The organism is Pseudoalteromonas sp. NZS11_1 (assembly GCF_015864275.1).
GTDB lineage: Bacteria > Pseudomonadota > Gammaproteobacteria > Enterobacterales > Alteromonadaceae > Pseudoalteromonas > Pseudoalteromonas arctica.
Window position 1 is genome coordinate 1 of sequence record NZ_JADYXK010000030.1, and the last position, 14551, is coordinate 14551.

At 39.0% G+C, this 14551-nt stretch carries 11 protein-coding genes; 10 read left to right on the forward strand and 1 reads right to left on the reverse strand.

The annotated features are described in order from the left end of the window. Window positions 1–624 precede the first annotated feature (624 nt). From I6F44_RS16845 to I6F44_RS16890, 10 genes are all read left to right on the forward strand, one after another. Complete coding sequence (locus I6F44_RS16845) at window positions 625–1137, forward strand: rod shape-determining protein (protein ID WP_197174232.1); 513 nt, start codon at window positions 625–627, stop codon at window positions 1135–1137. Window positions 1138–1249: 112 nt separating this feature from the next. Next, window positions 1250–1975 (forward strand): hypothetical protein, encoded by a 726-nt coding sequence (locus tag I6F44_RS16850; protein ID WP_121955212.1) that lies wholly within the window; start codon window positions 1250–1252, stop codon window positions 1973–1975. Beyond that, a complete protein-coding gene (locus I6F44_RS16855) occupies window positions 1956–2354 on the forward strand; it encodes a hypothetical protein (protein WP_231612867.1) in 399 nt (132 codons plus the stop codon). Before I6F44_RS16850 ends, I6F44_RS16855 begins: the two co-directional genes overlap by 20 nt. A gap of 105 nt (window positions 2355–2459) precedes the next feature. Continuing rightward, the gene (locus tag I6F44_RS16860; RefSeq protein WP_197174233.1) at window positions 2460–2942 is read left to right on the forward strand and encodes a hypothetical protein; all 483 of its coding nucleotides are present in this window, start codon (window positions 2460–2462) and stop codon (window positions 2940–2942) included. 270 nt (window positions 2943–3212) lie between these two features. Next, a complete protein-coding gene (locus I6F44_RS16865) occupies window positions 3213–4169 on the forward strand; it encodes an oxidoreductase family protein (protein WP_121955210.1) in 957 nt (318 codons plus the stop codon). A gap of 146 nt (window positions 4170–4315) precedes the next feature. After that, on the forward strand, window positions 4316–4945 hold the full coding sequence (gene upp / locus I6F44_RS16870) for a uracil phosphoribosyltransferase (RefSeq protein ID WP_002958676.1): 630 nt from the start codon (window positions 4316–4318) through the stop codon (window positions 4943–4945). Between the two features lie 9 nt (window positions 4946–4954). Continuing rightward, window positions 4955–6193 carry a uracil-xanthine permease family protein gene (locus I6F44_RS16875; RefSeq protein ID WP_007580880.1) on the forward strand — a complete coding sequence of 413 codons (1239 nt, stop codon included), beginning with the start codon at window positions 4955–4957 and terminating at the stop codon, window positions 6191–6193. 144 nt (window positions 6194–6337) lie between these two features. Then, window positions 6338–8083, forward strand: a complete 1746-nt coding sequence (locus tag I6F44_RS16880) for an HAD-IIB family hydrolase (protein WP_121955209.1) — start codon at window positions 6338–6340, stop codon at window positions 8081–8083. Next, a complete protein-coding gene (locus tag I6F44_RS16885) occupies window positions 8076–9296 on the forward strand; it encodes a glycosyl transferase (RefSeq protein ID WP_002958673.1) in 1221 nt (406 codons plus the stop codon). Before I6F44_RS16880 ends, I6F44_RS16885 begins: the two co-directional genes overlap by 8 nt. A 55-nt stretch (window positions 9297–9351) precedes the next feature. Next, entirely contained in the window at window positions 9352–11130 is a 1779-nt protein-coding gene (locus I6F44_RS16890) for a sugar phosphorylase (RefSeq protein ID WP_121955208.1), read from the forward strand. A gap of 104 nt (window positions 11131–11234) precedes the next feature. On the opposite strand, the gene I6F44_RS16895 is transcribed toward I6F44_RS16890, so the two are convergent. After that, window positions 11235–14078 (reverse strand): TonB-dependent receptor domain-containing protein, encoded by a 2844-nt coding sequence (locus tag I6F44_RS16895; RefSeq protein WP_121955207.1) that lies wholly within the window; start codon window positions 14076–14078, stop codon window positions 11235–11237. Window positions 14079–14551 lie beyond the last annotated feature (473 nt).

Consider the following 14551-nt stretch of genomic DNA (forward strand, 5'->3'; position numbering starts at 1 on the left):
TAAAAAGCAAATTCCCATAGCATAAACAACACCAACTCTGACACACCGAGCAGGTAGCGCCTCAGTCCAACAAGCGATTATGCAACACAAACTGCGTGTCGCATAAATACTAAAGTGTTATACGCAAAGATGAAGTTTCGTAGAAAAATTTACATTAAAGTTTATCAAGACCGATTTGTGAGCCGAATATTTGGTGAAGAGCATGAAGAAGTTACTTCGTGCAATGAATTATCAAACTCACGAACATTGCTCGGTGATTGGAGGGCATTAGAAAGCTCTCTAAAGCAGGTATTAAGTAAACATTGCCAGCTAATTCATAAAATTTATAAGCCAGTTCTTCTTATCCATTTGATTCCAACTTTTGAAGGCGGCTATACGACGTCCGAGTTAAGGTTATTTCAAGAGCTTGGTAAATCAGCAGGTGCTCATTTCTGTTTTATGTGTGAGGATAAGTATGGTCCATTATCCAATGAGCAAATAAAGTCTGTTTTTCGACTCATATAGTGTTTGCGTATAACAATCACATTAAGTCGGTCGCAAGCTCCCTGGGACAGTAACGCGTGGGCTCTGTCGCTTCGCTCCAAATTTTAGCCCACGCATTACTGCCCCTTATGTGGGTGTTAAGTGGCTCGGAGGCCGAGAGTATCGTTCACATATCTTAGAAGTCTTTTCTCGAATGATTTACTTGTTGAGTTAAGTGAAAGCAAAATTTCAATTAAGGTTTTTTCGTCAGCTATAAAGTTTGAAGAAGAGCCATATATCGCTGTAGAAAACACAAAAAAAGGTGAAGTTATAAAGGCAATAGGAACAGAAGCAAAACGGGAAACTGCTACCAATATCACAGTAACTAACCCTTTTAAGCACCCTAGATCATTTGTTGCAGACTTTATGCTTGCTGAAAAAATTCTTCAACATGGAATATATCAAATCCATAAATCTAGAATTCGACCTGCACCAAGAATCATTATGCACCAACTTGAAAAAGTTGAAGGTGGTTTAACTTCTATAGAAGACCGTGTACTACGGGAGCTCGCTGCCGGTTCAGGAGCAAGAGAAGTTATAATATATTTAGGTGGTAAAATTAACACTAGCGTTGAAAGTTTTGACTCTGTAAAGTCAAGAGTATCAGCCACTTAACAAACGCCTAAACTCCGACAATGTAAAGTTGTCATGGTTTTGGCAAACAACGCAAAAAGCCACGCCAACACATTGCGTGTTAGGCGGGCGTTATGGATACTAAGGAAGTTTGGTGCGAATTCTAATCGTTCTATTGTTTTTACCTTTGGCTGCGTTAGCAGACGAGTCTAGTCTCGTAAAACAGTTTTTTGGCCAAGATGGAATTAAAAATAAAAGAGAAGTGTATGCCGGTGAAATGTTGGAGCATTATCTAGATAAACCTACTTTGGGCGAGAGTTTGCCCAAAGGTATCGAGGTTAGCGTGAGGGCGCTTGAAAAAAATCCGAAAAGGGAGATTTATGCTGTATTGCTCTCAAAGGACGGTAGCTCTCAAGACTGGTATATCTATTTAGTATATGACCAAAACAGATGGAAAATTTCAGCCGTCAGAAATCTAGCATTACCAGGTTTGTTCTTTATGGCTTTGCAAGAGTTTCAAAGCAAAGCTAATCGAACAAAAGAAGAGGAGCACCAATATCAGAATATGCTACTTACTTTGCAATTGGATTCCGAGCTTAAAGAGTTTCTACATAAGAATATTGATAGCCTAAATACGATAGCGTTGGAGGCTAAAACGAGTCAGGAAAAGGCCACTGAATCTGCCAAACATCTAAATTTTAATTTTGTAGGATACGAATCAACTAGTGGCATCGTTGACGTCAATATAGGCGGAATTTTGGATAATTCAGTTGGTTATTTGTTTGTGCCAACTGGAACTGAAGTGCCAATAATGTCAGACGATAACTATATCTATATTGAGCATATCGTTGGAAATTGGTATGTGTATAAGACAACGTAACCATAACAAAGCCAGCCAGAGGGACAGCCAAACCGCTGGCGGCGTTATACGTCATGGAGGATTTATGCGTAGCATTCTTGGATTAACGCTGCTTTTGTTAATGCCCTTTACTGCAATTGCAGATGAAGCAATCACTATTTATGTAAAAGAATCAAATTACTTAATTAGCAATTCCAAAACAGAACTAACATTTGCTGAGCTAAAGAAGAAATTGAAGTCATTAAATTTTTCAACAGTGCTCATAGATGTAGACTATTGTGCAGAACCAGAAACTCTAGCTAATGCCTATTTGGCAATCTCAAATGCTAAACCTACGCTTAAGGATATCAAGCTGAATCTAAGCGGAAGTCATGAAGAGAGTATGTGCAAAAACGTATAACAAGTTGCTTAAACGGACACAAACAGCTGGCTGTGCTCGTTCCTCGCTATTATAGCCAGCCATTTTTAGCCGCTTAGAAAAGCGTTATGTAACCAAGGAAGAATCGTGAAATTCTGGAGAAACTCGTCCACAGAACATTATCCAATGTGGAAAGCATTCTTAATGTACATCTGGGTAATACCTGGAGTTCCGATAGGAACCTTTTTAGGTGTTTATTTCTTAGAGGCTCGTAATAGGAGCGATGATGAATTATTACTTAGCTTGCTTAACTATCGTTTAGATTTTACTTTGATTATTTTATTTGGTGTTGGTTTTATCTTTTGGGTTTGGTCTATTAGAGCCTTAAGTAAGCCTGTTTTTCAAATTCATCAAAATAGGTTGTACTTTTACGGTTATGGCTTTTTTAAAGATGACATTGCACTTGATTCACTTCAAGAAATACGCTCCTATAATCTTGGTCCGCTGGGTCACCTAATAGACTTTAAATCTAAAGTCGGTATTACCTTTAGATCTTTTGCTTTTCTATCAAACATTAATAAAAGTAAATTAGAAAAGTTTTTTGAGGAAAGTGGTATAAAGGTTACATAACAAACCATTCAAGCAGGACATTGCTCCTCACCCGTTTTAGTGGACACCTCCTCATCACTTTGAAGAGGCTAAAATGCCTAAATATACTCAACCTAGGAAGACATGGTTTTATCCAGTTAATTTTAAAATCAAAGTGTAGTGGCATAGTGATTTTGGCCACTATTTAAATACAAACTTGTATAAAACCAAGTGGAGCTTTTTTATGCCTTAGTTTTATTAAAAACGTCCACTAATGTTAAACTACAAAAAACTTAATTACTTAATATAGCTATGGCATTTTATATTCCTTTATTACAACCTCACTTTAAGCACATTGAAATTGGCGATACGCTTACATCACTTTGGAGTGGATGTGGCAGTATTGTGCAGTGCCAGCTTGATGATAAAGCCTGCGTTATTAAAGCGATTAAAATACCCAGTTATATACACCATCCTAAAATTAAACAAAGCGAATTTGCGCTTAAAAGAAAGCAGCACTCATATAGTGTTGAATACACTTTTTATAAGCTTTATAGCCAGTATTTACCAGTACATGCGCAAAGTATTGAATGTATAGGTGCAATTAATAAAGATGATGAATATGCGCTGGTGTTTAAGGATTTCACCAAACATGGGTTTGCTCAAGCAGGGGCACAACATGTGAAAGCTATATTAAAGTGGCTTGCACACTTTCATGCGTTTAACTTAAGTAAACCCGCTGAAGGGTTATGGCAGCAAGGCAACTACTGGCATTTAAGCACGCGCCCAGATGAGTTTAATAAACTAAAAGATAACCTTGATAAAAAGTCCGATATTAAAAATGCTGCACATAAAATAGATGAGCAACTACAAAGTTGTGCGTATAAAACGCTAATTCATGGCGATGCAAAACTTGCTAACTTTGCAGCAAATGAGCACGATAAAATACTCGGTTATGATTTTCAGTATATAGGTGCAGGTTCTGGGATAATTGATGTAATGTATTTTATGACCAGTTGCTTAAGTGATGCACAATTACACGAGTGCGCTGATGAGTATCTTGCGTATTATTTTGATAATTTAAAGGCTGCTATTACTACTTATCATCCTACAGCACCAGCAGTTAAAATAGCTGAAGATTGGCTCGCTTTATGGCCTGCTGCATGGGCTGACTTTTATCGATTTTTAGCTGGCTGGAGCCCCGAGCACCAAAAAATAAATAGTTATATGCAACAGCAAGTAAATAGCTGGTTAGCGAGTAACATTTAATAAACACAACGGGTTGATTGCTTGCATAAATATCAGGCAAAACAATACATTTTGGCACGATGTATGAAAATCTCTTTAAAACTACAGGTCAAATGACCTTTTTTAATATAAAATACTGCAAATTCTTGTATCAGTAGGTTTATATCATGGCAATTCACGTTATTTCTCACCCTCTTGTTCAACATAAACTAGGCCTAATGCGAGCGCATGGTATTAGTACTAAAAGCTTTCGTGAATTATGTTCTGAAGTTGGAACCTTATTAACTTACGAAGCAACTAAAAACCTACAGTTAGAAGATAACGAAATTACAGGCTGGGATGGCAATAAATTAAAAGTAGAGCATATCAAAGGTAAAAAAATTACCGTAGTGCCTATTTTACGCGCTGGTCTTGGCATGATGGACGGTGTTATGCAGTTATTACCAGCGGCTAAAGTAAGTGTGGTTGGTCTTGAACGTAACGAAGAAACACTAGAACCAGTACCATATTTTGAAAAGCTTGTTGGTAATATTGATGAGCGCTTAAGCTTAGTTATTGACCCTATGCTTGCAACAGGTGGCTCAATGATTGCCACAATCGATATGCTTAAAAAAGCAGGCTGTAAAGAAATCAAAGTAATTGTATTAGTAGCTGCACCAGAAGGTGTGGAAAAAACACTTACAGCACATCCAGATGTAGAAATATTTACAGCCTCAGTAGATAGCCACTTAAACGAAAAGGGCTATATTATCCCTGGTTTAGGCGATGCGGGCGACAAAATATTCGGTACTGTTTAGGAGTCTTAAGTGCAAAATAATGACACCTTTTCAATAAAAACTATTTTAACGGGCGCGCAAATGCTGTTTGTAGCATTTGGTGCGCTGGTATTAGTGCCGCTTTTAACGGGCTTGGATCCTAATGTTGCGCTTTTTACCGCAGGCATTGGTACTTTGCTGTTTCAGGTAGTGACTAAAGGCCAAGTGCCTATATTTTTAGCTTCATCGTTTGCCTTTATTGCTCCTATTATTGCCGCTGTGCAAATGTGGGGCGTACCGGCCACTATGGGCGGCTTAATGGTTGCAGGCTTTGCTTATATGCTTTTAAGCTTATTAGTAAAATTTAAAGGTGTTGCAACGCTTCATAAAATTTTACCGCCTGTTGTTGTAGGCCCAGTAATTATGGTTATTGGTCTTGCGCTTGCGCCTGTTGCTGTAAATATGGCGATGGGTAAAAGTGGCGACGGCAGTATTCAAATTATTGATTACACTAGCGCTATTTATATATCGTTGTTCTCGTTAGTGGTTACGCTTATTTTTGCAGTATGGGGAAAAGGCGTATTTAAGCTTATACCTATATTAGCAGGGGTTGTAGCGGGTTATTGTTTATCGCTTGGTATGGGCGTTGTGCAATTTGACGCAGTGACTAACGCGCAGTGGTTTGCTGTACCAAACTTCACTTGGCCTGAGTTTAAATGGCAGGCTATTTTGTTTATGGTACCTGTAGCAATAGCACCTGCAATTGAACACATTGGCGACATGATGGCTATTAGCCAAGTAACCAATAAAGACTTTTTGAAAAAGCCTGGGCTTCACCGCACTTTATTTGGTGATGGCCTTGCGACGTCTGCTGCATCATTATTTGGTGGCCCGCCTAACACTACATATTCAGAAGTTACGGGCGCTGTAATGCTTACCAAAAACTTCAATCCTAAAGTAATGATGTGGACAGCCGTTATTGCCATTATTTTAGCGTTTGTAGCTAAAATGGGATCTGGTTTGCAAACTATTCCTGTACCTGTAATGGGCGGCATTATGATCCTACTTTTTGGCTCTATTGCTGTAGTGGGTTTAAATACACTGGTTAAGTCGGGCGATGATTTAACTGCGCCGCGTAACTTAAGTATTGTTGCACTTATTTTGGTGTGCGGTATTGGTGGTATGCATATTGGTGGCAGCCAATTTAGTTTAGAGGGCGTAAGCCTCTGCGCTATTTTAGGAATAGTACTTAACTTAGTATTACCAAAAGCAGAACCTGAAAAAGTTTAATTTTGTACATTAGGTAAATAGATTGCACCATAATGGCGCATTTTGAATGCGCTATTTTTTTAACCTATTAATAAATATATAAAAATAATAATGGTCTAGTACCTGCATTTAACTCCCAGACGCATTGTATGCAAAGGAGTAACTATGTCAGAGGCCAATATTGTGGATATAACCCCGTTTTTAGCAAAACACCAACTGCCTTTAAAGTATCAATATTTGAGTGAGCAATATTTTGTTCCGCTCGCGCATGACATCCTCGAATCTAAAAAAACAAATACTCCTATTTTTGTTGCCATAAATGGATGCCAAGGCTCAGGAAAAACAACACTCGCTGATTTTTTAGTTACCTGGTTTTCTAAAAACACCCCGTTTAATAGTGTTGCATTGTCGATTGATGACTTTTATTTAGCAAAACAAGCACGTACTGAGCTTGCCAAAGATGTACATCCTCTTTTTACTACTCGCGGAGTACCGGGTACTCACGACGTAGCGTTAATGAATAGCACAATAACTAACTTACTTGCAGGTGAGGTAAACATACCGCTTCCACGTTTTAATAAACACGAAGACGACTGCGTGCCAGCAAGTGATTGGCTGACAAACAAAAAGCCCGTTGATATTATTATTTTAGAAGGGTGGTGCGTAGGTAGTGAGCCACAACCACTGTTTTCATTGAGTGAACCGCTTAACGAATTAGAGCAACAATTTGATAAAGAAGGCGTTTGGCGCCGCTGTATAAACAGCTGTTTAGCAAACGAATATAAAGCCGTTTTTAACCTAATTGATTATACCGTTATGCTAAAAGCACCGAGTTTTAGTGATGTTTTTACATGGCGACAAGAGCAAGAACAAAAGCTAATAGCCAAAAAAGGTGAAGGCTCAGGCACCATGACTAACGAGCAATTGGTGTATTTTATTTCTCATTTTGAGCGTATTACGCGTGAGAACTTAAACACACTGAGCGCTAAAGCAAACGCTTTAATTGAGCTTGATAGCAACCGCGATATTAGCGGTATGCATCTAACAAGTGATGACACCCTCCAGCCAATTATTTTTACAGATTTGGATGGCACATTACTCGATCACGCTGATTATAATACAAATAATATCAGTGAGTTATTACAGCAGCTGCAAAATGCGCATATTCCGGTGGTGTTTAATACCAGTAAAACTTTTTGCGAAGTCATTGAGCTTAAAAATGATTTAAATATTCAACAGCCTTTTATTGTAGAGAACGGCGCAGCAGTATTTATTCCAGAAGACTATTTTGAACTTAAGCCTATCGGTTGTAAAAAAGTAGGCGCTTACTGGTGTTATGCTATGGCAAAGCCATTATCGAGTTTATTACAGGATTTAAATACCTTAAATGCCGATTACAAAGCGCATTACAAATTGTTTAGCGACTTATCGAGTGAGCAAATATCAGAGCTTACCGGGCTAGACGATGCACAAGCAAGACGTGCACAAACACGCGATTATTCAGACCCTCTTTATTGGTATGGCAACGACGAATTACTCACCGCCTTTGTAAATGATGTAGAAGCACTCGGTTACGATATAAAAATTGGTGGGCGCTTCATTCATATTGCTAAAAATACCGATAAAAGCGCTGCACAGCAGTGGTTAGTTAAACAATTTACCCATCATTTCAGAAAGCCTCTCACGGTCATTGCACTTGGTGATAGCGATAACGATAAGCAAATGTTAGAGCATGCAAATATCGCCATTATTATCGCCAACCCGGCGAGTAAAAAGCCGGTTAAATTGTCGCACAACAAAGCACGATACTCTCAATCGCCAGCACCGCTGGGCTGGATTGAAGAAATAACATCGTTGCCGTGCATTAGCAGTATTTTAAGTATTTCTGAGGAGCAAAAGTCTCATGGCTGATTTTTATCAAAATGGCATTATTACTACATTACATAACATTGCCGACAGACCAATTGAAGATCTAGAAAAAGAGCTACTTACTTTTAGTAAGCAGCGCCCAATGGGATTAATACTTCCTTCGTTATTTAGTGAGCTTGAAGGCCCTGCGCTGCAAAATATAGTTAGTGAGTTGCGTGAAGTACCTTATTTATCACAAATCACTATAGGCTTAGATAGAGCCGACGAAGCACAGTACCGCCATGCACTTGGCTTTTTTAAAGAGCTAAACCAAAACCACAAAGTATTATGGAACGATGGCCCACGCTTACAAGCACTCGATAAAGAATTACAAGAGCTAGGGGTTGCACCTCGCGAGCTTGGTAAAGGCCGTAATGTTTGGTATTGCATGGGCTATAAATTAGCAACAGCAGAAGTAGAGTCTATCGCGCTGCATGATTGCGATATTTTAACCTACGACAGAAGCTTACTTGCGCGTTTAATTTACCCTGTTGCGCATCCGCGTTTTAACTATGAATTTTGTAAAGGATTTTACCCGCGTACTGCTAATGGAAAAATTAATGGCCGTGTATCACGCTTATTAGTAACGCCATTACTTCGCTCGTTTAAAACAATTTTAGGTAATACAGACTACCTTGAATACATGGATTCGTTTAGATACCCATTAGCAGGGGAGTTTTCGTTTAGACGCGATGTATTAAATGATATTCGCATTCCAAGTGACTGGGGCCTTGAAATTGGCGTGCTTAGCGAAATGTATCGTAACTACTCCCATAACCGCTTGTGCCAAGTAGATATCGCTGATAACTATGATCATAAGCACCAAGAACTGTCACTTGACGACCAAAGCGCAGGCTTGTCTAAAATGTCGATTGATATTACTAAGGCATTATTTAGAAAGCTGGCTACACAAGGCGTTACCTTTACCAGCGAAACAATTCGTTCATTAAAAGCGACTTACTACCGTATCGGTCTAGATTTTATTGAAACCTATCACAACGATGCGTTAATGAACGGGCTAACGCTTGATGTACACCAAGAAGAAAAAGCAGTAGAAATGTTTGCGCAAAATATTATGGAAGCAGGGCAACACTTTTTAGAAAACCCAATGGAAGCGCCATTTGTGCCAAGTTGGAACCGTGTTGTATCAGCAATGCCAGACGTACTTGAGCGCTTAAAAGAAGCCGTAGAGCTAGATAACGAAGAATATAGTTAACCTGCGCGCAGGTTAACTAGCCTATAAGTCTAAACAATAAATATTAGGGGCGCATGTGATTTCAGTTAGCGAATTATTTTTACAACGAGTAGAGCAACATCTTCATATTATTTATGAAGGTGTTGAGCTGCCTTTATCGGTTACTGAGCTTGCTCAGCAACTTATTAAAATTATATTAGGTAGCAATGCACTGCGCGACCCTACACCCCATACAAACCGATGGGATGAGCAAGATATAGTATTGATTGCCTATGGCGACTCAATTATTAAACACGATGATAGTGAATTTGCAGTATCAAGCCCAATAGAAGCGCCGCTTAAAACGCTACACAGGTTTATAAAAGAGCAATGTGATATGCAGCTTAATGCCCTGCATATATTGCCATTTTACCCGTACAGCTCAGACGAAGGCTTTGCGGTAATGAACTACGTGCAAGTTAATGAGTCATTAGGTGATTGGGGTGATATTCAAAATATCGCTAAAGACGTAAAGCTAATGGCAGATTTAGTTATTAACCATTGCTCAAGCAGAAGCGTATGGTTTGAGAACTTCTTAAACGATTTACACCCGGGTAAAGACTACTTTAAAACGGCGAGTTTAACGGATGATTTAAGCCAAGTTGTACGTCCGCGAACCTCATCGTTATTAAATACTGTAACAACGCCAAGCGGCGAAAAGCACGTATGGTGTACGTTTAGTCACGATCAGGTCGATTTTGATTTTGGTAATCCCGATGTGCTTAAAGAGTTTGTGGGAATAATTCGTCATTATTTAGACAATGGCGTACGTTTGTTTAGACTCGATGCGGTCGCTTTTTTATGGAAACAACTCAATACAAGTTGCATTAACTTACCGCAAACACATGAAGCAGTAAGGCTAATGCGAACACTTATTGAGCACACAGAGCCAAGCGTAGTTATTATTACCGAAACTAATATTCCAAACCAAGAGAACTTATCGTACTTTGGTAACGCTAATGAAGCGCACAGTATTTATAACTTTGCCTTGCCGCCATTGTTGCTACATACATTATTAAGTGGTGATAGTGCAGCGCTCAAACATTGGATGATGAGTATGCCGCCTGCGCAAAATGGTACGGCATACTTTAACTTTATAGCCTCGCACGATGGAATAGGGCTCAGACCAATTGAAGGTTTACTACAACCTAGCGAAGTGGCGTCATTAGTAAGTACAACCATGCAGTTTGGTGGTCGTGTATCTATGCGTACCAGTAACGATGGCACACATACACCATACGAGCTAAATATTGCGTTATTTGATGCAATGCAAGGTACGCATAATGGCCCCGACAAGTTTGGCCTTGAGCGATTTATGTGTGCTCACGCAATTATGTTTGCGCTTGAAGGTATCCCAGGGCTTTATATTCACAGTTTGTTGGGTACAACTAACGATTACGAACGTTTTGAAAATTCACAGCATAACCGTGCTATAAATCGCCATCGTTGGCAAGAGTCAAAGTTACTGGCGGCAATTGGTGAAAAGTATAGTCATCATCATAAAGTGTTTAATGGCATAAAAGGCTTATTGGCAGTACGTAAAAAGCAGGGGGCTTTTCATCCTAACGCAACGCAATTTACTTTGCATTTAGCGGGTGGGTTGTTTGGTTTTTGGAGACAAAGTATAGACCGTCGCCAAAGCATATTTTGTGTTTATAACATTAGCGATAAACCACAAACGCTCACATTGGCCGACTTAAACTTAATTAACACCCAAAAGTGGTTTGATTTGGTGGCAGATAAAACGATTGAAGAAAGCCAATTAACAATAGAGCTAGAACCATACCAAAGCGTGTGGCTGAGTAATATTAAATAAGGCGCAATAATACCAATCCTCAAAATTGATCACTTAATTAAGAGGATTGATATAAAAAGGCTCGCAGTGCGAGCCTTTAATTTAATCAATAACGTTGTTACTAATTATAAGCTGTAGCTTAAGTTAATGTAGCCAAAACGGCCAATGTTATCGTAACTTGCGCTACCCGCGCTTGTACCACGTGAACCGTACGGAAGTTTACGGTTAAATACGTTATCAACACCTACTTTAACGCCTAAACCGCTATCGAAGTTATAACCGACTGTCATATCGGTAATAAAGTATTTACCGTAAGACATTTGATTACTTGGGTTAGGGTTGCTATCAAGTTCAACATTAGTGTATAGCTCTACTTCACTTAAAAAGCGTGTTTCAACTGTTGAGAAAAAGTTATCCATAACATAGCTTACTGACAGGTTAGTTTGCCATTTAGCTTCACCGGTCGTACCTGCATACTCGATATACGAGCTAGGATCGTCTTGGAATGGGTAGTCTTTACGTTCAATTAAGTAAGTACCAATTAAGCGGGTTTTAAAACTGCCTTCAAGCGCGTCAAAATCGTAACCTAGTTCAAAGTCTACCCCAGATGCTTTTTGCCCTGCAACGTTTAGCACTGAGTTTTGAATAAGTGAAATCTGGCCGCTTGCATCGCGAGTAATTAAATTACAGTATTGGTTATTAATACCTGTTTTGCTATCTACACAGCGATCAAGAATGTCTTGCGCGTCAATTGTGTCAATTGCATCTTCAAGTTCAATTTCCCAGTAATCAATAGTAAGTAACGCATTTTCTAAAAACTCTGGTTGGTAAACAATACCGACAGTTGTACTTGTCGATTCTTCACCTTTTACATCACGGTTACCGCTGGTTAAACCATCTAATGAAGCAGAATCGTAATCTGAGTTAAAATCCTGTGCTACACCCAATGCAGCGCAGTTAGCTGTGCGAGTTGCTCCGTTTGATAAATCACCTAGGTTTTCGGCGCGACATGGGTCGTCAACACCATAAAAAGTTTGGCTCGGTGCACCAAATACTTCACTAATATTAGGAGCTCGAAGCGCTGCAGATTGTGTTACACGCACGCGTAGCTCATCATTTACAGTCCAATCAAGGCCTAGTTTCCAGCTTGTGGCATCACCAATAGTGCTGTAATCAGCATGGCGTACTGCTGTATCAAATACTAAATCTTGGATAAGCGGTAAGTCAGTTAAAATTGGCATAGACGCTTCAAAGAATACTTCGCGAACATTAAACGAGCCCTTATCTTCGCCCAGTGCGTTGAAAAACGTACCTTCTGCGTTATCAGGCTCTTTAGTTTCGCTTTCTTCTTTACGGTACTCAGCACCAAATGCAACACCTACATAGCCCGCTGGTAATTCAAAAATAGCACCATTAGCAAGTGAGCCAGAAATAACTGTTTGCTTAATAGTTGAAGTGCCAACAGATACCGTATTAATGTAATCAATGGCTTGTTGAGATGGCGCACCAAACCCCATAATATTTACAGGCACACAGCCATCAGCTTGGGCTGCTGCACTACGACAAACAACATTACCATTTGTATCTTCAAAGGCATCAAGCGCATTAAAGTAATTAGCTAAAATCATGTTAGCGCCGTTTTCACGCTCTAGATCAGTTTGGCCGTATACTATAGAGGTATCTAATTCCCAATCATCAAATACAGTGCCTTTTAAGCCGGTAACAAAACGTGTTGTTTCACGGGTGTTGTTTTCTATACGACGGCCGAGGTCACTCATCATGCGGTTAACCATTATCGAATCAACACCTTGGTCTTCCATGCGCGCTTTGATGGCTGGGTCTAGGTAAGGGTTGTCAATTCTAATGCTGTTTTCATCGTCGCGGTAGAAATATGCTGGTTGGCCAATGCTTTCGCCTTGGCTATTTACATATTTAGCATCAAAGTAAACGTTTAAGTCGTCGGTAACATCGTAGTTAACTTTAAAATTTACGTTGTAACGTTCAAACTCAGGCTGAATCTCTTCAAACTGGCCTAAGTTAAAAAAGTCACAGTTAGCGCATGCTGTGCCATCAACGTTATCGCCTATGTATAAGTCACGCGCACTGCCATCAGGGTTAAAGCTATTGGTAAATAAAGTATTTTCAAGTGCGTAAACACCCGCGTTATTAATAGCATAAAGACCGGCGTTCGGCGTTAAAATGTCATCCGGAAAAGCACTACTATCTTTATTGCTATCAGTTTGTGCTTGATTATGTAAGCTTCTAAAAGATGTGCTAGTCCAAGGGTGATCAAGCGCATTTAATGAATCTTGGCCTGAGTACTCTATAGCAAAAGCTGCATTACCACGGTCGTTATCAAAATTAGAGCCGTACGAGAAGGTTGCTTTTTCGTTGTTGTAGCTGTTTAGATCGGCAAAACCACGTGTAACGCTAAAATCCATGCCTTCAATGTTGTCTTTTAATATAAAGTTAACAACACCTGTTACCGCATCAGCACCGTATACAGCAGATGCACCACCAGTAATTATCTCTACACGTTCAACCCATACACTTGGAATAGTGTTGGTATCTACAGATTGAGAACCTGCAGAGCTTGATACATGACGCTTGCCATTTACAAGTACCAAAGTACGATCTGTACCCATGTTACGTAAATCAAGAATATTTAAACCCGCAGTACCAATAAAACGGCCTGAGTTAGCCATAGAATATGTATTGCCAAGTGCAGGTAAGTTATTTAGCGCTTCACCAATGTTTACAGCGCCAGTGTTCATTAGCTGCTCGCCACTGATAACTGTAACCGGTGCAGGCGCAATCGCACCTTCACGTAAAATACGTGAACCCGTTACTTCAACACGTTCAATTTTTGTTGCTTGCTCATCTTGTGCAAGCACAGAATTACTTGCTGTTGCAGCAGCAGTAATTAATGCACATTTAATGCTAGTAGAAAGTAAATTATGACGTTTCATTTGATTCCCAGAGAACATTTTATAGTAATTAAATACAATGTAGTTTTATCCAAATGCAGTTTGTATTTGGATAAAGCCCTATAACTTTTTTTATGAGGGCGGCGATTATTGCATGCTGATTATTTTATTAAAAGGAGCTAACTCACTGTAAAATAAGCAACTTGAAATAACCTGAAGAACTTTTATTGTGTTTTTTGGTATTAATTACAAAGGCCCTTTAAATGATTTACTGAGGTGTTTTTACATTTAGTTTTTCTTATATATTTTAGTTATTAACATTGGTTTTTATTTGTTAAATTTTCAGTTGTTTTTTAAGTCAATTTTTTGCAGTTTATAATTGTTCATATATAAATTTTTATTTATATGAAGTTGTCAGCGAGTGTTATATGTACTTATTTGTAAAGGTTATGTGTGTTATTACTCTTTTAAAGTGATTTTTATTAGGTGTTTTTTATTCAAAAAAATCGTTATTT